We start from the raw sequence: 17,944 nt of genomic DNA, 5'->3' as shown, positions 1-17,944 counted from the left end.
ATGGCGCATTGGGACTGCTTCGCAGTCCAGCGGGGATAAATCCCCTCGCCACAAGAGCATACATTTCGAACATCGCTAACCAATGGAGAACACCATGAGCAAAATCGCAATCATCGGCGCCACCGGTCGCGCCGGCAGCCAATTGCTGGAAGAAGCCCTGCGCCGTGGTCACAGCGTGACGGCCATTGCCCGCAACACCGCGAAAATCGGTGAAAGGGCCGGGGTGGTCAGCAAGCAACTGGATGTATTGGACAGCGAGGCATTGACGGCGGCGGTGACCGATCACGATGTGGTGATCAGCGCGGCCCACTTTGCCAGCGTGTCGGCCGACAAGCTCATCGCGCCGGTGAAAGCCGCTGGGGTCAAGCGTTTGCTGGTCGTCGGCGGGGCCGGTTCGTTGCTGCTCCCGGACGGATCTCGTGTGATCGACAGCGATGGCTTCCCGGAGGAATACCTGGCCGAAGCCAGCGCCGGAGCATTGTTCCTCGATGTACTGCGCCAGGAGCAAGACCTGGACTGGACCTTCCTTTCGCCTTCGGCAGAGTTCGTCGAAACCGAGCGCACGGAGCAGTTTCGCCTCGGCAAGAATCACCTGCTGTTCGACGATGCCGGGCGTAGCTGGATCAGCTTTGCCGACTACGCTATCGCGATGATCGATGAAGTGGAAACGCCGCAGTTTTCGCGGACGCGATTTACCGTCGGTTATTGATCACAGAGATCAGCCGTGAAGCCGTACCCAAGCGCTGACCAGCACCGTCGCCGCCATCAGCCAGGCGACGGCTGCCACGGCCAATGAGGCTTCGAGGCGCATGCGGTCGACCATCACGTACAGCGTTGCCAGATAGACGAAGTACGGAATGATCGACCACATCCCAAACACGATGGTGGTCTTCAGGTCGTCCACCGAGCGGCCCTTGCCGACGATGTAATGGGCGATCAGGGCGAAGGTCGGGAACAGCGGCACCAGCCCGGCGATGTAATAGTTCCTGGTCTTGGCCAGCATCGCCAGGATGACCACCACGGCTGCACCGAGCGCCGCCTTGAAAATCAGATCCACAGGTTTCCCGCCCAGTTAATGGCTCAGGCCATATTTTTTGACTTTGTCGAACAGCGTGGTCTTGGCCATGCCCAACTCCAGGCTGGCCTGGGTCAGGTTGCCACCGCTGCGTTGCAGGGCGTCCACCAGCAGGTTGCGCTCGAAGGCTTCGACGGCTTCGGCGAAGGCCAGGCCCTGGTTACCGCCGCTGGCACCGGCGCGCTTGAACGCCGGCAGGCCCAGGGCGTAACGCTCGGCGACGTTGCGCAGTTCGCGTACGTTGCCCGGCCAGTCGTGGCTCATCAGGTTCGACAGGGTCTGGTTGTCCAGCTCCGGCACCGTGCGGTCGAAGCGCAGGGACGACTGCTGGAGAAAGTGCTTGAACAGTTGCAGGATGTCTTCGCGCCGCTCGCGCAGTGGCGGCAGTTCCAGGGTCACCACGTTGAGGCGGTAATACAAGTCGCTGCGGAACTGCCCGGTCCGGCCCATTTCGTCCAGGTCGGACTTGGTGGCGGCGATCACCCGGCAATCCACGGCCACGCTCTGGTTCGAACCCAGGCGCTCGAGGGTGCGTTCCTGCAGCACGCGCAGCAACTTGATCTGCAAGGGCAGGGGCATGCTTTCCACTTCGTCGAGAAACAGCGTGCCACCGTCGGCGTGTTCGATCTTGCCGATCCGGCGTTTGCCGGCACCGGTAAAGGCATTGGCTTCGTGGCCGAAAATCTCGCTTTCGAACAGGTTCTCCGGCAGGCCGCCGCAGTTCAATGCGACGAACTGCTTGTCGTGGCGTCGGCTGAAGTCGTGCAGGCAACGGGCGACCAGTTCCTTGCCGGTGCCGGTTTCGCCTTCGATCAGCACGTTGGCCGAGGTGTCGGCGACGTTGGCGATCAGCGCGCGCAGGTGCTGCATGGCGGGCGAGCGGCCAATGATCCGGCCTTCCAGGGAATCGCGTTCGGCCAATTGCCGACGCAGCGATGACACTTCCCGGGCGAGGCTGCGCTGCTCCAGGGCACGGCGGGCGACGTCCACCAGGCGTTCAGGAGAGAAGGGTTTCTCCATGAAGTCATAGGCGCCTTTTTGCATGGCACCGACGGCCATGGAGATGTCGCCGTGGCCGGTGATCAGCACCACCGGCAGGCTGCGGTCCCGTGCCTTGAGGCGGGTCAGCAGTTCCAGGCCGTCGATGCCCGGCAGGCGAATGTCACTGATGACGATGCCGGCAAAGTTATCGTCGACACGCTCCAGGGCCTCTTCGGCGCTGCCCACGCCGATGCAGGGAATGTCTTCCAGGCTCAAGGCCTGCTGGCAGCCCAGCAGGACGTGGGGGTCGTCTTCGACGATCAGTACGCTCAGGTCGTGGTTCATAGCGGCTCGACAGGTGAAAGGCTTACCAACGGTAAACTGAGGACAAAGGTGGTTCCACTGCCCTCGACCGGGTGCTCGACGCCCAGGTATCCGCCCGTGGCGGCGGCCAGGCTGGCGGAAAGCGTCAGGCCCAGGCCCAGGCCTTGTTCGCCGGGTTTGGTGGTGAAGAAGGGTTCGAACAGATGCTTGCGTGCTTCTGGGTCAATACCGTGGCCGTTATCTCGCACACGCAGGCGATATTTGCCATCGCCGGCCTGGCCTTCGAGCCACAGCTGCGGTTCGGGTTGCGTCTGCATGGCGTCCAGGGCATTGCCGATCAGGTTCACCAGGATCTGCTCCAGGCGCGTCTGGTCAATTTGCACCTGGACGTCGTCGAAACTGGAATGAATCTGGATGTTCAAGCTTTCAAGACGAGCGCCCAGCAGTTGCAGCGCGGCCTCGATACCTTTGCCGAGGCTGGCCTGGCCCTGGTCGTCCCCACGCCGGGCAAAGGAGCGCAGGCTGGCGGTGATCCGGCCCATGCGGTCGATCAATTCGTTGATGGTCTTGAGGTTGGTGCTGGCGATGTCCAGTTGACCGCGTTCCAGGAAGCGCACGGTATTGCCGGACAAGGTGCGCAGCGCCGCCAGCGGTTGGTTGAGTTCATGGGCGATGCTGGTGGACATCTGGCCGATGGCCGCCAGTTTACCGGCCTGGACCAATTCGTCCTGGGCCCGGCGCAAGGTCTCTTCGGCCTGGCGCCGCTCGCGGATCTGGCCCTTGAGTCGTTCGTTGCTGGCGCGCAGGTCGGTGGTGCGTTCGGTAATCCGACGCTCGAGCTGGTTGTTGGCTTGCTGCAAGGCTTCCCGGGCCGCAAGGCGGGTGGCGATGACCTTGCGTCGTTCGTTCCAGGCAATCAGCAGGAACGCCACCAGGGCGAAGGCCACGGCCACCAGGATGCCTTGGTTGATCGCCTGGCGACGCAGGTCTTCAAGTGGGGTCAGCAGGGTGAAATTCCACGGTGTATCGCTCAAGGGCCGGGTCTGCGACAAGTAGCTGATGGCGCGCTCGTCGGGCACCAGTTCGCTGTTGGCCGGGAACGTCAGTTTCTCCATGCCTTCGGCCAGGCGTTCCCGGGCCAGTGGCACCAGTTCATTGAGCGGGAACCAGTAGTACTGCAGGCTGCGGGCCAGGCGCTCCTTGGTGTCGTCGCTCAGGGGGCGAACCGACTTGAGCCGCCGCGCCGGGTCGCTGGACAGGATGATGATGCCGTTCTCATCACTGACAAACGCCTCCAGCCGCGCTCGCTGCCAGCGCTCTTCCAGGGCTTCGAGGCGCACCTTGACCACGGCCACGCCAATGATCTTGCCTTGTTGCTCCAAGCCATGGGCCAGGTAGTAGCCGGGTTCGCCGTTGGTGCTGCCGATGCCGTAGAAACGCCCCGGCTGGCCGCGCACGGCGTTCTGGAAATAGGCGCGGAAGGACAGGTCTTCGCCCAGGTAACTGTCGACATCGCGCCAGTTGCTGGTGGCCATCACCCGGCCGGTGGTGTCCATCACGTAGATGGCCCGGCTGCGGCTGCGGCGGTTCAGGCCTTCGAGGTATTCATTGACGGTCCTGCGGTGCTCGGGCGTCGGGTCGTCGAGCAGTTGCGAGACACTCGATTCAAGTTCCAGCAGGCTGGGCAGGTAGGTGTACTTGCTGATCTCGCTTTCGACCGCACGGGCGTGCAGCTCCAACTGGCGTTCGCCATTCTCGGCGAGGCCACGTACGCCATAGTGCTCGCTGATCCAGAAGCCGAGGTAACCCAGGCCGATCATCAGGGCGATGACCAGTGGCGGCAGGAACAGATGGCGGATCAGGCGGGGTTTCACGGCGAGTGATGGCGGCGCGGCGCGATAAAGGGTGGGGTCGCATTTCATCACAGAAGCCTTGGGTCAACCACAACACAAATCGACAAGCCAACTCCGATCCCTGTGTGGGAGCGGGCTTGCTCGCGAAGGCGGTGTGTCAGCCACATTGATGTTGAATGTGCTGACCTCTTCGCGAGCAAGCCCGCTCCCACAGTGGGGAGTGGTGTTGTTTAGTGCTGCAGGATTTTCTCAAGGAAATGCTGCGCGCGTTCGGAGCGGGCGCTGATGTCGCCGAAGAACTCTTCTTTCGGGCAGTCTTCGATGATCTGGCCCTGGTCCATGAAGATCACCCGGTTCGCCACTTTGCGGGCGAAGCCCATTTCGTGGGTCACGCACATCATGGTCATGCCTTCGTGGGCCAGTTGCACCATCACGTCGAGCACTTCGTTGACCATTTCCGGGTCAAGGGCCGAGGTCGGTTCGTCGAACAGCATCACCACCGGGTCCATCGCCAGTGCACGGGCAATCGCCACGCGCTGCTGCTGGCCGCCGGAGAGCTGGCCCGGGTGCTTGTGGGCGTGGGCCGAGAGACCCACGCGCTCAAGCAGTTGCAGGCCTTTCTTGGTGGCTTCTTCCTTGCTGCGGCCCAGCACCTTGATCTGCGCGATGGTCAGGTTCTCGGTGATGGTCAGGTGCGGGAACAGTTCGAAATGCTGGAACACCATGCCCACGCGCGAACGCAGCTTCGGCAGGTTGGTCTTCGGGTCGGCGATGGATGTGCCATCGACCACGATGTCGCCTTTCTGGAACGGTTCCAGGGCGTTCACGCACTTGATCAGCGTGGATTTGCCCGAACCGGACGGCCCGCACACCACCACAACCTCACCCTTGCTGACCTCGGTGCTGCAATTGGTCAGTACCTGGAAGTCCCCATACCACTTGTTGATGTTTTTGATAGAGATCATACGGCGAACCTTTTTTGCAGACGCTTGACCAGCAGCGAGGCGGCAAAGCTGATTGTGAAGTACACGAGACCTGCGATGATCAGGAACTCATTGGAGCGGCCGATGATGTCGCCATTGGCCCGCGAAGCATTGAGGAAGTCCACCAGGCCGACCGTGTAGACCAACGAGGTGTCCTGAAACAGGATGATGCTTTGTTGCAGCAGCAGCGGGGTCATCTTGCGAAACGCCTGGGGCAGGATGATCAGGCGCATGACCTGGCCATAATTCATCCCCAGTGCCTGGGCGGCGCCCATCTGGCCCTTGGGAATCGCCTGTACGCCGGCCCGCACGATTTCGCAGAAGTACGCTGCCTCGAACATCATGAATGCCACGACGCAGGAGCCGAACGCGCCGATCGGCGTGTCTTCGCCGGTGATCCAGCGCAGCACGAACGGCACCGCCAGGTAGAACCAGGTGATGACCAGCAGCAGCGGAATCGAGCGGAAATAGTTGACGTAGGCGCCAGCGATATTGGAGACCAGCTTGTTGTGGGACAGGCGCATCAGCGCCAGGATGGTCCCCAGGATGATCCCGCCGACCACGCCAAGGGCCATCAGTTGGAGGGTCATCAGCATGCCGTTCCACAAGCCGGGAATGGCCGGGATGACGCCAGTGAAGTCGAATTCCATTATTTACCCCCCACGGAGATCAGGCCGGGCACCGCGACTTTCTTCTCGACCATGCGCATGAGCAGCATCAGGCTCATGTTCAAGGTGAAATAGATCAGCGTCGCCAGGGTAAAGGCTTCGAACAGGTTGGCGGAGAACTCGGCGGTCTGCTTGGTCTGCGCGAGCAGTTCCATCAGGCCGATCAGCGAGGCCACGGAAGAGTTCTTGAAGACGTTGAGGAATTCCGAAGTAAGCGGCGGAATGATGATCCGGTAGGCCTGGGGCAGCAGCACGTTCCAGTAGATCTGCGGCAGCTTGAAGCCCATGGCGCGCGCGGCGGATTCCTGGCCACGCGGCAGCGCCTGGATGCCGGTACGCACCTGTTCGCAGACCCGGGCGGCGGTGAACAGGCCCAGGCACACCACGACGCTCAGGTAGGCCGAGGTGGTCGGGTTCAGGTCCTGCTTGTACCACTCCTGCATATCGGCGGGCAGCAGGTCCGGGACCAGGAAGTACCAGATGAACAGCTGAACCAGCAGCGGCACGTTACGGAAAAGCTCCACGTAGCACGTGGCGATACCCGACACCAGCCGGTTCGGCACGGTACGCATCACACCCAGGATCGAGCCCAGCAGCAGGGCAATGATCCAGGCGACGACGGCGATGGCGATGGTCCAGCCCAGGCCGGCCACGTACCAGTCGAGATAAGTCTCGCTGCCCACGCCGGTGGACTTGAAGAACACGCCCCAGTCCCAGTTGTAATTCATTAGGGTCTCCCCTCAGATCGTTCGATGTACAAATGCCTGCCTGGGGAAACTCCGTTCCCGCCCGGCTTGGAGGCCAGGCACACGCGATCGGCTCGACAGCCACCGGTTCGAGTGTTTCCAGAGTTGCCAGCAGGGAGTGACCATCCCCTGAAAGGGCCGGGCCCCTTCAGGAGATAAGGTTAGTCAGAAATCAGGATTTCTTGTCGTCAGCCGCTTTATCGGTCGGCTTGGCGATCAGTGCCTTGAGTTCTTCGCTCATCGGGAAGTTCAGGTTCAGGCCTTTTGGCGGAATAGGCTGCATGAACCATTTTTCGTAGATCTTGTTGATCTCGCCCGAAGCGTAGGTGGCCTTGATGGCGTCATCGACAGCCTTTTTGAACGGCTCGTCGCCTTTGCGCATCATGCAGCCGTAGATTTCGTAGGACTGTGGGGTACCGGTCACGGCCCAGTCATCGGCTTTCTTGGCCTTGGCGGCTTCGCCGGCCAGCAGGGCGTCGTCCATCATGAACGCAACGGCACGACCCGATTCCAGCATCTGGAAGGATTCGCCGTGGTCCTTGGCGGAGATGACGTTCATGCCCATCTGCTTGTCGGCGTTCATCGCCTTGAGGATGCGCTCGGACGTAGTGCCGGCGGTGGTCACGACGTTCTTGCCCTTGAGGTCGTCGAAATCCTTGTACTTGGAATCTTTCTTGGACAGCAGCTTGGTGCCGATCTCGAAGATGCCAACGGAGAAGTCAACCTGCTGCTGACGCTCGACGTTGTTGGTGGTGGAGCCGCACTCCAGGTCCACGGTGCCGTTCTGCACCAGCGGGATACGGGTTTGCGAGGTGACCAGGTTGTACTTGACCTGCAGGTTGGGCAAGTCCAGGTCTTTTTTCAGTGCTTCGACGACTTTCATCTGGATATCGTGGGAGTAGCCGACCGGCTTGCCGGAAGCGTCCGCGATGTAGGAAAACGGAATGGAAGCATCGCGATGGCCCAGCGTGACAACGCCGGACTCTTTGATCTTTTTCAATGTGCCGGTCAGTTCGGCTGCGAAAACCGGAGTGCTGATCAGAGCGGCAGCAATGGCTGCGCCCAGGAGATGGGGAACGATACGCATCGATGTTTCCTCGACATTGTTTTTTTTATTTCGACCGGTTTGTCGGCCCTGAGTACTTCGAAGTGCCTGGCAGCTCCTGTTGTGTTGGCTTACAGGCATTCGTCTCCAGGAGTGTAGAGCATGAGTCGTGCCAGGCCAGGGTTATCTGGTTAACTTATTGTTTTAGATGGTAATTAATGTTTTGTTTCAGGTTTTATGCGGGCTGTTTTATCCGGTTAGCCGAACTGACTGGCGGGTCTTGTTCGGAAAACCGAATGCCCTGGAGCTTCATTAATCCTTGTGGGAGCGGGCTTGCTCGCGAAAGCGGTGTGTCAGCCACATTGATGTTGAATGTGCCGGCCTCTTCGCGAGCAAGCCCGCTCCCACAGGATCTGTGGCGGATTTCAGACAGCAAAAAGCCCCTGAATCGCTGGATTCAGGGGCTTTGGGTTTGCGGGCGATCGTTCAGGCCGCTTCGATCTTGCGGCGGTTGTGCTCGACCTTGTCCAGGTACTGCTGCAGTTTCTCCTGCTCGACCGGGGTGGTGAACAAGCCCAGCTTGCTGCGGCGCCACAGGATGTCCTGGGCATCGACGGCCCACTCGTCGCTGCACAGATAATCGACTTCACGGGTATAGAGGCCGGCGCCGATGTGCTCGCCCAGGTCGCTCAGGTTGTGCACGCCTTCGAGCATGCGCCAGGTACGGCTGCCGTAAGTGGTGGCCCAGCGGCGGGCAATGTCGGTTGGCAGCCAGTCGAACTTGTCGCGGATCGCCGAGCAAAGCGCCTGCGGGGTGGTCATGTTTTCACCGCCGGGGAGGGCCTCTACGGCGGTCCAGCTCGCACGCATTTGCATGAAATACGGGGCCAGTTGCGCCATCGCCGATTCGGCCAGTTTGCGATAGGTGGTCAGCTTGCCGCCGAACACCGACAGCAAGGGGGCTTCTTCACTGCCGCCCGACAGCGCCAGGGTGTAGTCGCGGGTCACGGCCGACGGGTTGTCGGATTCGTCATTGCACAGCGGACGCACGCCGGAATAGCTGTGCAGGATATCGTCGCGGCTGATCTGCTTCTTGAAGTGGGCATTGACCACCTTCAACAGGTAATCGGTTTCGCCCTCGGTGATCGCCACTTTGGCCGGGTCACCGGTGTATTCGCGGTCAGTGGTACCGATCAGGGTGAACTGGCTCAGGTACGGAATGGTGAACACGATGCGCTGGTCTTCGTTTTGAAGAATGTGTGCATGCTCGCCTTCGTAGAGTTTCGGTACGATCAGGTGACTGCCCTGGATCAGGCGGATGCCATAGGGCGATTCCAGCTTCAGGTCATCGCGAATGAACTTGGCGACCCACGGGCCGGCGGCGTTGACCAATGCCTTGGCACGGATCGAGAACAGGCTGCCGTCGGTACGTTCCAGGTGCAAGTGCCACAGGCCTTTGCTGCGACGGGCGTTCACGCAACGCGTGCGGGTGTGGATATGCGCGCCTTTTTCCCGGGCGGCCATGGCGTTGAGTACCACCAGCCGCGCATCGTCGACCCAGCAGTCGGAATATTCGAAACCTTTGGTGATCTCGCTTTTCAATGCGCTGTCGGCACCGAACTTCAGGCTTTTGGAGCCGGCGAGCTGTTCACGCTTGCCCAGGTGATCGTAGAGGAACAGGCCGGCGCGGATCATCCAGGCCGGGCGCAGATGCGGGCGGTGAGGCAGCACGAAGCGCATTTGCTTGACGATGTGCGGGGCCTTGGTCAGCAGCACTTCGCGCTCGGCCAGCGCTTCGCGCACCAGGCGAAACTCATAATGTTCGAGGTAGCGCAGGCCACCGTGGATCAGCTTGCTGCTGGCCGACGATGTGTGGCTGGCCAGGTCGTCCTTTTCGCAAAGGAACACCGAAAGACCGCGACCGGCAGCGTCCGCGGCAATCCCCACGCCGTTGATACCGCCACCAATGACGGCGACGTCGTAAACCTCGGCGAGAGGGGGCGTAGGCAAGGTAGAAGTGGGCATCGGCTGGCCTCGGGCTCTTTTTCGCAATATTTGAATTCGAACATAAATGTTCATTTGCGAAAATACTAGCCCATAAACAACGCAACAGCCAGCGGGCTTCGATTGAAAATACTGATCAAAGGAAGCTAAAAGGAAAATTTTCGAACACGAAGAGAGATTGAAGCCGACAGAGAGGCAGTTGCGGCGAGGGGATTTGTGGGAGCAAAGCTTGCTCGCGAAACAGGCGCCTCGTTCTTTGTAGAAACCGTGTCGTCTTCATCGCGGGCAAGCCTTGCTCCCACAGCATTAGTCTTGCCACAGGGTATTGGAGAAGGCGTTAAACCACCTCCAGCCGAATCTTGTGCTGGCTCAGCAATTGCGCCAGGGCCGGCACGGGTTGCTGGTCGGTCACCAGGCAGTCGATCAAGCTGATAGGCCCCAGGCGGACCATGGCGTTGCGCCCGAATTTGCTGGAGTCCGCCGCCAGCAGCACTTGCCGGGCGTTGGCGATGATGGCTTGGGAGACCCGCACTTCCTGGTAGTCGAAGTCCAGCAGGCTGCCGTCTTCATCGATCCCGCTGATGCCCACCAAGGCGAAGTCGACCTTGAACTGGTTGATGAAGTCGACGCTGGCCTGACCCACCACGCCGCCGTCTCGCCGTACGTTGCCGCCGGCGATCAGGACTTCGAAGTCGTCCTTGGCGCTGAGGATCGAAGCCACGTGCAGGTTATTGGTGATGACCTTCAGATGGTTGTGATTGAGCAGCGCTCGGGCAATGGATTCGGTGGTGGTGCCGATGTTGATGAACAGCGAGGCATGATCGGGGATCTGGGCGGCGATGGCTTCGGCGATGCGTTGCTTCTCGTCGCGCATCTGATCGGCGCGCATGGCGTAGGCGGTGTTTTCCACGCTTGAGTCGTAGGCGGCGCCGCCGTGGTAGCGACGCAGCAGGTTCACTTCCGCCAGTTGGTTGATATCGCGGCGAATGGTTTGCGGGGTGACGACGAATAGCTGCGCCATTTCCTCGATGCTGACATAGCCGCGTTCGCGGACCAGTTCGAGGATTTGCTGCTGGCGGGGAGGCAGATTCATGGGGCTTCCTTTGGGCTGCCGTACAAAATTTGCCCATGATGCCGCAGGAATCCACTCCCGACCAGTTTCAGAACCTTATCAGGCCTTATTCAGCGTCTTCATGGGGTTCCCAGTCACGGGTGCGGCTGACCGCCTTCTGCCAGCCGGCGTAGAGTTTTTCCTTCGCCTGCTCGTCCAGTTGTGGTTCGAATACACGCTCGATCACCGCTTTGCCGCGCAGTTCCTCCAGGCTGCCCCAGAAGCCGCACGCCAGGCCGGCCAGGTACGCCGCGCCCAAGGCTGTGGTTTCACGCATTTTCGGGCGCTCGACCTGAGTACCCAGGATGTCGGCCTGGAACTGCATCAGGAAGTTGTTCGCCACCGCGCCACCGTCGACGCGCAGGGCCTTGAGGCGTTCACCCGAATCCTGCTGCATGGCGTCGAGTACGTCGCGGGTCTGGTAGGCAATCGACTCCAACGCTGCGCGAATGATGTGATCGACGCGTACGCCGCGGGTCAGGCCAAACAGCGCGCCGCGGGCATAGGGGTCCCAGTAGGGTGCGCCCAGGCCGGTGAAGGCGGGCACCAGGTACACGCCATTGCTGTCCTTGACCTTGTTGGCAAAGTATTCGGTATCCAGCGCGTCGTTGATGATCTTCAGTTCATCGCGCAGCCACTGGACCGTGGAACCGCCATTGAAGACCGCACCTTCCAAGGCGTAGGCGACTTCGCCGCGCGGGCCGCAGGCGATGGTGGTGAGCATGCCGTGATTGGATTTGACGGCCTTTTTACCGGTGTTCATCAGCAGGAAGCAGCCGGTGCCGTAGGTGTTTTTCGCCTGGCCCGGCTCCACGCACATCTGGCCGAACAGGGCCGCCTGCTGGTCGCCGGCGATGCCGCCGATGGCGATGCCGCTCTTGGTGCGGCCATAGATTTCCGAGGAGGACTTCACTTGCGGGAGCATTTCGCGGGGGATGTCGAGGATGTCGAGCATCTTCGCGTCCCACTCCAGCGAGTGAATATTGAAGAGCATGGTGCGCGAGGCGTTGGTGTAGTCGGTGACGTGGACCTTGCCGCCGGTGAATTTCCAGATCAGCCAGCTGTCGACGGTGCCGAACAGCAGTTCACCGTTGCGCGCACGCTCGCGGCTGCCTTCGACGTTGTCCAGGATCCACTTGAGCTTGGTGCCGGAAAAGTACGGGTCGGTAACCAGGCCGGTGGTCTGGCTGATGTATTGCTCGTGGCCATCGCGCTTGAGCTGCTGGCAGATTTCGGTACTGCGGCGGCATTGCCAGACGATGGCGTTGTAGATCGGCCGGCCGGTGGTCTTGTCCCAGACCACGGTGGTTTCACGTTGGTTGGTGATGCCGATGGCGGCCACCTGGTCATGGTGCAGGCCAGCCTGGGCGAGGGCTTCGACCATGACCGCGCTCTGGGTGGCGAAGATTTCCATCGGGTCGTGTTCGACCCAGCCGGCCTGTGGGTAATGCTGGGCGAATTCGCGCTGGGCGGTGCAGACCACGTTGGCGTCGCGATCGAAGATGATCGCCCGCGAGCTGGTCGTACCCTGGTCGAGGGCAATGATGTAGTTCTTGTTCTGGATATCGGTCATGTCGATTGCCTTGGGACGTAAAAGGAAGAAGCCACGGCGCAGGTTCGATGGGCAAGAGCCTGCACCGACTGTTTCAGGATGTTCTGGGCTTGCCGTCAATGGCCGTTTTTGCATCCTTTGTAGCCGTTATGGCGCTGGGCAGGTGGCGGGCAATCAGCCCGCGATAGGCCGCAGCACCGAGGCAGGCACCCACGATAGGTGCAAAAATCGGAACCAGGAAGTACGGGATGTCGCGTCCACCCGTGAGGGAAATTTCACCCCAGCCAGCGAAGAAAGTCATCAGTTTAGGACCGAAGTCCCGCGCCGGGTTCATCGCAAAGCCTGTCAGGGGCCCCATGGAGCTGCCAATCACGGCAATCAGCAGGCCGATCAGCAGTGGCGCCAATGGGCCGCGAGGCAAGCCATTGTTGTCATCGGTCAGGGACATGATCACGCCCATCAGGATGGCCGTGATGATCACCTCCACGAGGAAGGCCTGGCCGGTGGACAGCGCTGCGTGCGGGTAGGTGGAAAACACCGAGGCCAGTTCGAGGCTTGCTTCGGTGCCGCGAATCATGTGCCGGGACTGTTCGAAATCGAAGAATAGGTTGCTGTACAGCGTGTAGACCAGGAGGGCACCGCAGAAAGCACCGGCCAACTGGGAAAGCATGTAGAGAGGCAGTTTGCGCTTTTCGAAGTCAGTGAAAATGCACAGGGCAATGCTGACGGCGGGGTTGAGATGGGCGCCGGAAATGCCTGCGCTCAGATAGATCGCCATGCTGACGCCAACGCCCCAGATGATGCTGATTTCCCACAAGCCGAAGCTGGCACCCGCAACCTTGAGCGCCGCGACACACCCGGTGCCGAAAAAAATCAGCAGGGCAGTGCCCAGGAATTCAGCCAGGCATTGGCTGGACAGGGACGGCTGTTGTAAAGCAGTTGTCATTCAAACCTCGGTTTTTGTTGTTTTGCTGCGCCTTCGATAAAGCTCGATGGCGCGATCTCCACCGAGGCAGGATCCTCATCCTGATCTCGTGTTGTTGCTTGAGACCTGCGATATGACTTTCAGTTTCGAAAAAATATAGACAAGAAACGCTGGTGTCAAAGGTCGAAAGTGAACCGTCGGTCACATTTCAACTATTCGTGGCGTGAATGACTCTTCCATTGGCGGTGGATCACCGGAACACGCGACGCCCTCCCAAGCCTTTTCGCTGACGATGGCTTAGAATCCGGCCACTCTTTTCTTCATTTCCTTGTCAGGAGCAGTCATGACACCCGCGTTGGATCTGCTTAAGAAAGTGCGCGCCGAACATCGCATCCACAGTTATGAACACGATCCCAAGGCCGCGTCCTACGGCCTGGAAGCGGCGGAAAAGCTCGGGCTGGATCCGGCGCAGGTGTTCAAGACGTTGTTGGCGGCCAGCGAAAAGGGTGAACTGTTGGTGGCGGTGGTGCCCGTGGCCGGAAGCCTGGACTTGAAAGGCCTGGCCCATGCCGCCGGGGTGAAAAAGGTCGAGATGGCCGACCCGGCGGCCGCGCAGCGTTCGACCGGTTATTTACTTGGCGGGATCAGCCCGCTGGGACAGAAGAAGCGTTTGCGCACTTTCATCGACAATTCCGCACAGCCGCTCGCCAGTATGTTTGTCAGTGCGGGGCGCCGTGGCTTGGAAGTCGAGTTGGCGCCTTCGGTTTTGAAGGAGCATACCGGGGCGGCGTTTGCCGATATTGGGCGGGCTTGATAGCCGGGTGGCTGCTGCGCAGCCAAGCGGGAGCAAGCTCCCTCGCCACAGGGGCGTAAGGCCTGGTCGGTGTTTTTATCCTTCGCTGTAGGGTGAAAATTCTGCTGATCTGTCACTGGATAACCCGTGCCGCTGCACCGCATGCTGGTGCATCATAAAAAGGAGAAGTGCCATGCAGCTTGCGTTTCATCAGGTCGATGCGTTCAGTGACCGGCCGTTCGGCGGTAACCCGGCGATGGTCTATCGGCTCGACGGCTGGCTTGCCGACGACTTGATGCAGAAGATCGCCGCCGAACATAACCTGGCTGAAACCGCGTTTCTGGTGCGTGAAGGCCAGCATTGGCATATCCGCTGGTTCACCCCCGCCACCGAAGTCCCGCTGTGCGGGCACGCTACGTTGGCCGGCGCTTATGTACTGTTCGAGGTCTACCACGAAACCGTCGAACGACTGGATTTCATCTGCAAGTCCGGCTCATTGAGCGTTACGCGCGAGGGTGATCGGCTGTGGCTGGATTTTCCGGCCGTCGTGCCTGCCGAGTTGGGCGCGTCCTTGGCCGTCCAGAATGCCTTGGGCGTCGAAGCGGTGGATGTGCTGAGTTCCAACGAACTGTTCGTAGTGCTGGAGTCGGAGCAAGCGGTGCTCGATTGCAAGCCGGACATGGCGGCCCTGGCAAAACTGCCCTGGCCCGGCGCTATCGTCACCGCGCCGGGGAGCAAGCATGATTTTGTCTCGCGCTATTTTGCCCCGGCGATCGGCATCAACGAAGACCCGGTGACCGGCTCGACTCACTGCAGCCTGGTTCCCTATTGGTCCAAACGCTTGGGCAAGCACGGCCTGACGGCTTACCAATGCTCGGCCCGGGGCGGGGCGCTGTTTTGCCGGCTGGAGGGGGAGCGGGTGAAGATCGGTGGGAATGCGACGTTGGTGGCCAGTGGGACGTTGATGCTGGGTTGACTCTGCACTCAAGCCAATGAGATCAACTGTGGGAGCGAGCTTGCTCGCGATAGCGGTGGTTCAGCTTGCATCGATGCTGAATGTGCCTACGCCATCGCGAGCAAGCTCGCTCCCACAGAGGTTTTCATTCTTCAGGTCTTAGCTGGCGCTGCTATGGCGCCGCACACCGCTGTCCATCGGAGGGATGTGCGCCGCGGTGCTGCCCGAGGCCTGGAACAGCACCAGGTGTTCAGCCGCCACGCGGATGCCGACACGGTCCCCAAGCTGATGGTCGGCATGGCTGGGGAAGATCGATTCCAATTGCGCGCCTGTGGGCAATTGCAGGCGATACAAGGTTGAAGCGCCCTGGAAGGTCTTGCCGACAATGCTGGCGGTGAGCGGACTGTCCGGTGCGTAGACGATATCGTCCGGGCGCAGCAACACGTCCACCGCGCCGCCGATGGGCCAGGTGTAGGCACGGTTACCGCGCAGGGTGCCCAACTCGGTCTGCACCGATTCCGGGCTGTCGAGCCGGCCGCGAATGAAGTAGCCCTGGCCAATGAAGCTGGCGACGAATGGCGTCAGCGGTTCGTGATACAGGTTGTAGGGCGTGTCCCACTGTTCCAGTCGACCTTCCTTGAATACCCCGACATGGTCACTGACGGCGAAGGCTTCTTCCTGATCGTGAGTGACCAGGATCGCGCTGGTGCCGCGGGCCTTGAGAATATCCCGCACTTCATGGCTGAGCTTGCGTCGCAACTCGCCATCGAGGTTGGAGAACGGCTCATCGAGCAACAGCAGTTGTGGTTCCGGTGCCAGCGCGCGGGCCAGGGCCACACGCTGTTGCTGGCCGCCGGACAACTCATGGGGAAAGCGCTTGCCCAGGTGCTTGAGGTTGACCAGTTCCAACAACTCTTCGACGACGCGATCCTTGTCCGGATGCTTGCGAATGCCAAAGGCGATGTTCTCGGCCACGCTCAGATGGGGGAACAGGGCATAGTCCTGGAACACCATGCCGATACGGCGTTTTTCCGGGGCGAGGGTGAAACCGGCGCGGGAAATGGTTTCCCCGGCCAGTTGGATTTCACCCTCGTGCACCGGTTCGAAGCCGGCAATGGCGCGCAACGTGGTGGTCTTGCCGCACCCGGACGAACCGAGCAGGCAACCGATATCGCCGGCATTGAGGTGCAGGTTGAGGTTCTGCACGACCCGCTGGTTTTGGTAGCCGCAGGCCAGGTTTTGCAAGTTCAGCAGCAGCGAGTGGCTCATGCGTGGCGATACGCCGGCTCGACAAGGAACTCGAGCAGCGCCTTTTGCGCATGGAGACGATTCTCTGCCTGGTCCCAGGCCACCGAACGCGGGTCGTCGAGCAAATCGAAGCTGATCTCCTCGCCGCGGTGGGCCGGCAGGCAGTGCATGAACAGCACCTCGGCATCCGCCAGGTCGAGCAAGGCCCGGTTGACCTGCAGCGGCGCGAACAACTCGAGGCGCTTGGCGGTTTCTTCTTCCTGGCCCATGGAGGTCCAGACGTCGGTACTCACCAGGTGCGCGCCGGCCACGGCCTGTTTCGGATCACGCACGATGGTCACCCGGTCCCCGGCCTTGGCGAGCAGTTCGGCATTGGGGTCAAAACCTTCAGGGCAGGCAATGCGCAGCTGGAAGTCGAATTGCAGCGCCGCTTCTATATAGCTGTTGCACATGTTGTTGCCGTCGCCGATCCAGGCCACGGTCTTGCCCTGGATCGAGCCGCGATGCTCGAGGAAGGTCTGCATGTCGGCCAGCAACTGGCAGGGGTGCAGGTCGTCGGACAGGCCGTTGATCACCGGTACGCGGGAATGGGCCGCGAACTCGGTCAGGGTGCTGTGGGCAAAGGTACGGATCATCATCGCGTCGAGCATGCTCGACATGACGATGGCGCAGTCGCTGATCGGTTCGCCGCGGCCCAGTTGGGTGTCACGGGGCGACAGGAAGATCGCCTGGCCGCCCAGTTGGATCATGCCGGCTTCGAAAGAGATACGGGTGCGGGTCGATGACTTCTCGAAGATCATTCCCAGCACGCGGTTTTTCAAGGGCTCGAACAGTACGCCGCGGTTACGCAGGTCTTTGAGCTCCACGCCTCGACGGATCACGCCGAGCAACTCATCGGGCGTTAAATCCATCAGGGAGAGAAAGTGCCTTGCGCTCATGATTGACTACCTTTTTGTAACTGACCGCAGATGCTCAAAGCCTTGTTTAATGAAAAAACGGGCGAGACCTGCGGCAAAAGCCGCACGGGGCGACGAAATAGGGGAAGGCGCGATCTTATAATTAAATGTCGCGTCTTACCAATAGGGCTACGGTTTTTGGGGATTTCAGCGAGGCCATCACGCGAAAGCGATGGCATATTTGTGGCCGGTTTCCTGACAGCAGCGACCCATTTGTACACTGGCGTTGCTGGGCTTGGCAATCAAGCGTGGCGGGCGCGCCATGGATGAGGGGCGGTTTGCACCGTGGCCCCCAGCCTTTCGCCTGTCTGCTGGTGGTTGTGAAACATTTCCTAATGCAAAGGCCTGGGTTATAAATGAGCCACAGCGGCACAGGAGCCCGAAATGGATTCGAAAGAGCAACAATTGATGGAATTGCTGGGGCTGACTGCACGCTCGCTGACGCACCTGACGGCTTCGGTGACTTCCATGTCATTCGAATTGCTGCGCAGCGATGACGAGGTGACCAAAGCCGCGGGTCGCCGGATGATCGATCGCATGGCCACCATCAGTAACGGGCTCGATGAGCATTGGCGGCTGATCGGCGAGCTGACGGGGGTGCCCATCGCTCAGGAACAGGTGGAAACCGTCGAAGAAATCCAGCTGCTGGCGCCGCCTCCCGACCAGCCTTGACGCCCGGTCATCGGTGGGCCTGATGCCCGGCAATTCACAGGACGAACGTCGCT

General features: G+C 60.7%; 17 protein-coding genes. 4 read left to right on the top strand and 13 right to left on the bottom strand.

Features of this window, described 5'->3' with window-relative positions; all coding sequences use genetic code 11:
- Positions 1–94: 94 nt before the first annotated feature.
- A complete protein-coding gene (locus tag CFII68_RS00600) occupies positions 95–709 on the top strand; it encodes an NAD(P)-dependent oxidoreductase (protein WP_018614203.1) in 615 nt (204 codons plus the stop codon).
- A gap of 9 nt (positions 710–718) precedes the next feature.
- Here CFII68_RS00600 and CFII68_RS00605 read toward each other — a convergent pair whose 3' ends face one another.
- The 11 genes from CFII68_RS00605 to CFII68_RS00655 all read right to left on the bottom strand — a co-directional run bounded on the left by CFII68_RS00605 (position 719) and on the right by CFII68_RS00655 (position 13,288).
- Positions 719–1,048, bottom strand: coding sequence for a GlpM family protein (locus CFII68_RS00605; RefSeq protein WP_177325063.1), 330 nt, complete (start codon positions 1,046–1,048; stop codon positions 719–721).
- A gap of 24 nt (positions 1,049–1,072) precedes the next feature.
- Positions 1,073–2,401, bottom strand: a complete 1,329-nt coding sequence (locus tag CFII68_RS00610) for a sigma-54 dependent transcriptional regulator (protein WP_018614199.1) — start codon at positions 2,399–2,401, stop codon at positions 1,073–1,075.
- On the bottom strand, positions 2,398–4,302 hold the full coding sequence (locus tag CFII68_RS00615) for a sensor histidine kinase (RefSeq protein ID WP_018614197.1): 1,905 nt from the start codon (positions 4,300–4,302) through the stop codon (positions 2,398–2,400). Before CFII68_RS00615 ends, CFII68_RS00610 begins: the two co-directional genes overlap by 4 nt.
- Before the next feature lie 161 nt (positions 4,303–4,463).
- Positions 4,464–5,198: an amino acid ABC transporter ATP-binding protein gene (locus CFII68_RS00620; RefSeq protein WP_018614195.1), complete on the bottom strand. Its 735-nt coding sequence runs from the start codon at positions 5,196–5,198 to the stop codon at positions 4,464–4,466.
- The gene (locus tag CFII68_RS00625; RefSeq protein WP_018614193.1) at positions 5,195–5,866 is read right to left on the bottom strand and encodes an amino acid ABC transporter permease; all 672 of its coding nucleotides are present in this window, start codon (positions 5,864–5,866) and stop codon (positions 5,195–5,197) included. The genes CFII68_RS00620 and CFII68_RS00625 overlap by 4 nt, the downstream gene beginning before the upstream one ends.
- A complete protein-coding gene (locus CFII68_RS00630) occupies positions 5,866–6,612 on the bottom strand; it encodes an amino acid ABC transporter permease (protein ID WP_018614191.1) in 747 nt (248 codons plus the stop codon). Before CFII68_RS00630 ends, CFII68_RS00625 begins: the two co-directional genes overlap by 1 nt.
- Before the next feature lie 190 nt (positions 6,613–6,802).
- Positions 6,803–7,717, bottom strand: a complete 915-nt coding sequence (locus tag CFII68_RS00635; RefSeq protein WP_018614189.1) for a glutamate/aspartate ABC transporter substrate-binding protein — start codon at positions 7,715–7,717, stop codon at positions 6,803–6,805.
- 444 nt (positions 7,718–8,161) lie between these two features.
- Complete coding sequence (gene glpD / locus CFII68_RS00640) at positions 8,162–9,700, bottom strand: glycerol-3-phosphate dehydrogenase (protein WP_018614187.1); 1,539 nt, start codon at positions 9,698–9,700, stop codon at positions 8,162–8,164.
- A gap of 316 nt (positions 9,701–10,016) precedes the next feature.
- Positions 10,017–10,772, bottom strand: a complete 756-nt coding sequence (locus CFII68_RS00645) for a DeoR/GlpR family transcriptional regulator (protein WP_003204973.1) — start codon at positions 10,770–10,772, stop codon at positions 10,017–10,019.
- 85 nt (positions 10,773–10,857) lie between these two features.
- Entirely contained in the window at positions 10,858–12,363 is a 1,506-nt protein-coding gene (gene glpK / locus CFII68_RS00650) for a glycerol kinase GlpK (protein ID WP_018614184.1), read from the bottom strand.
- Between the two features lie 73 nt (positions 12,364–12,436).
- Positions 12,437–13,288, bottom strand: coding sequence for an MIP/aquaporin family protein (locus tag CFII68_RS00655; protein WP_018614182.1), 852 nt, complete (start codon positions 13,286–13,288; stop codon positions 12,437–12,439).
- Between the two features lie 322 nt (positions 13,289–13,610).
- On the opposite strand from CFII68_RS00655, the gene ybaK reads away from it, so the two are divergent.
- Both ybaK and CFII68_RS00665 read left to right on the top strand, forming a co-directional pair.
- Complete coding sequence (ybaK, locus tag CFII68_RS00660) at positions 13,611–14,081, top strand: Cys-tRNA(Pro) deacylase (protein ID WP_018614180.1); 471 nt, start codon at positions 13,611–13,613, stop codon at positions 14,079–14,081.
- Positions 14,082–14,253: 172 nt separating this feature from the next.
- Complete coding sequence (locus CFII68_RS00665; RefSeq protein ID WP_018614179.1) at positions 14,254–15,036, top strand: PhzF family phenazine biosynthesis protein; 783 nt, start codon at positions 14,254–14,256, stop codon at positions 15,034–15,036.
- A 138-nt stretch (positions 15,037–15,174) separates the two neighbouring features.
- On the opposite strand, the gene CFII68_RS00670 is transcribed toward CFII68_RS00665, so the two are convergent.
- Together CFII68_RS00670 and argF are read right to left on the bottom strand one after the other, a co-directional pair.
- Entirely contained in the window at positions 15,175–16,284 is a 1,110-nt protein-coding gene (locus CFII68_RS00670; RefSeq protein ID WP_018614177.1) for an ABC transporter ATP-binding protein, read from the bottom strand.
- Positions 16,281–17,201 carry an ornithine carbamoyltransferase gene (argF, locus tag CFII68_RS00675; protein WP_018614175.1) on the bottom strand — a complete coding sequence of 307 codons (921 nt, stop codon included), beginning with the start codon at positions 17,199–17,201 and terminating at the stop codon, positions 16,281–16,283. The genes CFII68_RS00670 and argF overlap by 4 nt, the downstream gene beginning before the upstream one ends.
- A 402-nt stretch (positions 17,202–17,603) precedes the next feature.
- On the opposite strand from argF, the gene CFII68_RS00680 reads away from it, so the two are divergent.
- Positions 17,604–17,891: a hypothetical protein gene (locus CFII68_RS00680; protein ID WP_014339882.1), complete on the top strand. Its 288-nt coding sequence runs from the start codon at positions 17,604–17,606 to the stop codon at positions 17,889–17,891.
- Positions 17,892–17,944 lie beyond the last annotated feature (53 nt).

The organism is Pseudomonas sp. CFII68, from assembly GCF_000416195.1.
In the GTDB taxonomy this organism is placed as follows: domain Bacteria; phylum Pseudomonadota; class Gammaproteobacteria; order Pseudomonadales; family Pseudomonadaceae; genus Aquipseudomonas; species Aquipseudomonas kilonensis.
Note: the sequence above shows the minus strand (reverse complement) of the source record. Positions and strands in the feature narration are given on the sequence as shown.

Excerpts from the sequence above, each read along its gene's own strand:
- CFII68_RS00600 (WP_018614203.1), top strand. The coding sequence starts at position 95 with ATGAGCAAAATCGCAATCATCGGCGCCACCGGTCGCGCCGGCAGCCAA.
- CFII68_RS00610 (WP_018614199.1), bottom strand. The coding sequence starts at position 2,401 with ATGAACCACGACCTGAGCGTACTGATCGTCGAAGACGACCCCCACGTC.
- CFII68_RS00615 (WP_018614197.1), bottom strand. The coding sequence starts at position 4,302 with ATGAAATGCGACCCCACCCTTTATCGCGCCGCGCCGCCATCACTCGCC.
- CFII68_RS00620 (WP_018614195.1), bottom strand. The coding sequence starts at position 5,198 with ATGATCTCTATCAAAAACATCAACAAGTGGTATGGGGACTTCCAGGTA.
- CFII68_RS00625 (WP_018614193.1), bottom strand. The coding sequence starts at position 5,866 with ATGGAATTCGACTTCACTGGCGTCATCCCGGCCATTCCCGGCTTGTGG.
- CFII68_RS00630 (WP_018614191.1), bottom strand. The coding sequence starts at position 6,612 with ATGAATTACAACTGGGACTGGGGCGTGTTCTTCAAGTCCACCGGCGTG.
- CFII68_RS00635 (WP_018614189.1), bottom strand. The coding sequence starts at position 7,717 with ATGCGTATCGTTCCCCATCTCCTGGGCGCAGCCATTGCTGCCGCTCTG.
- glpD (WP_018614187.1), bottom strand. The coding sequence starts at position 9,700 with ATGCCCACTTCTACCTTGCCTACGCCCCCTCTCGCCGAGGTTTACGAC.
- CFII68_RS00645 (WP_003204973.1), bottom strand. The coding sequence starts at position 10,772 with ATGAATCTGCCTCCCCGCCAGCAGCAAATCCTCGAACTGGTCCGCGAA.
- glpK (WP_018614184.1), bottom strand. The coding sequence starts at position 12,363 with ATGACCGATATCCAGAACAAGAACTACATCATTGCCCTCGACCAGGGT.
- CFII68_RS00655 (WP_018614182.1), bottom strand. The coding sequence starts at position 13,288 with ATGACAACTGCTTTACAACAGCCGTCCCTGTCCAGCCAATGCCTGGCT.
- ybaK (WP_018614180.1), top strand. The coding sequence starts at position 13,611 with ATGACACCCGCGTTGGATCTGCTTAAGAAAGTGCGCGCCGAACATCGC.
- CFII68_RS00665 (WP_018614179.1), top strand. The coding sequence starts at position 14,254 with ATGCAGCTTGCGTTTCATCAGGTCGATGCGTTCAGTGACCGGCCGTTC.
- CFII68_RS00670 (WP_018614177.1), bottom strand. The coding sequence starts at position 16,284 with ATGAGCCACTCGCTGCTGCTGAACTTGCAAAACCTGGCCTGCGGCTAC.
- argF (WP_018614175.1), bottom strand. The coding sequence starts at position 17,201 with ATGAGCGCAAGGCACTTTCTCTCCCTGATGGATTTAACGCCCGATGAG.
- CFII68_RS00680 (WP_014339882.1), top strand. The coding sequence starts at position 17,604 with ATGGATTCGAAAGAGCAACAATTGATGGAATTGCTGGGGCTGACTGCA.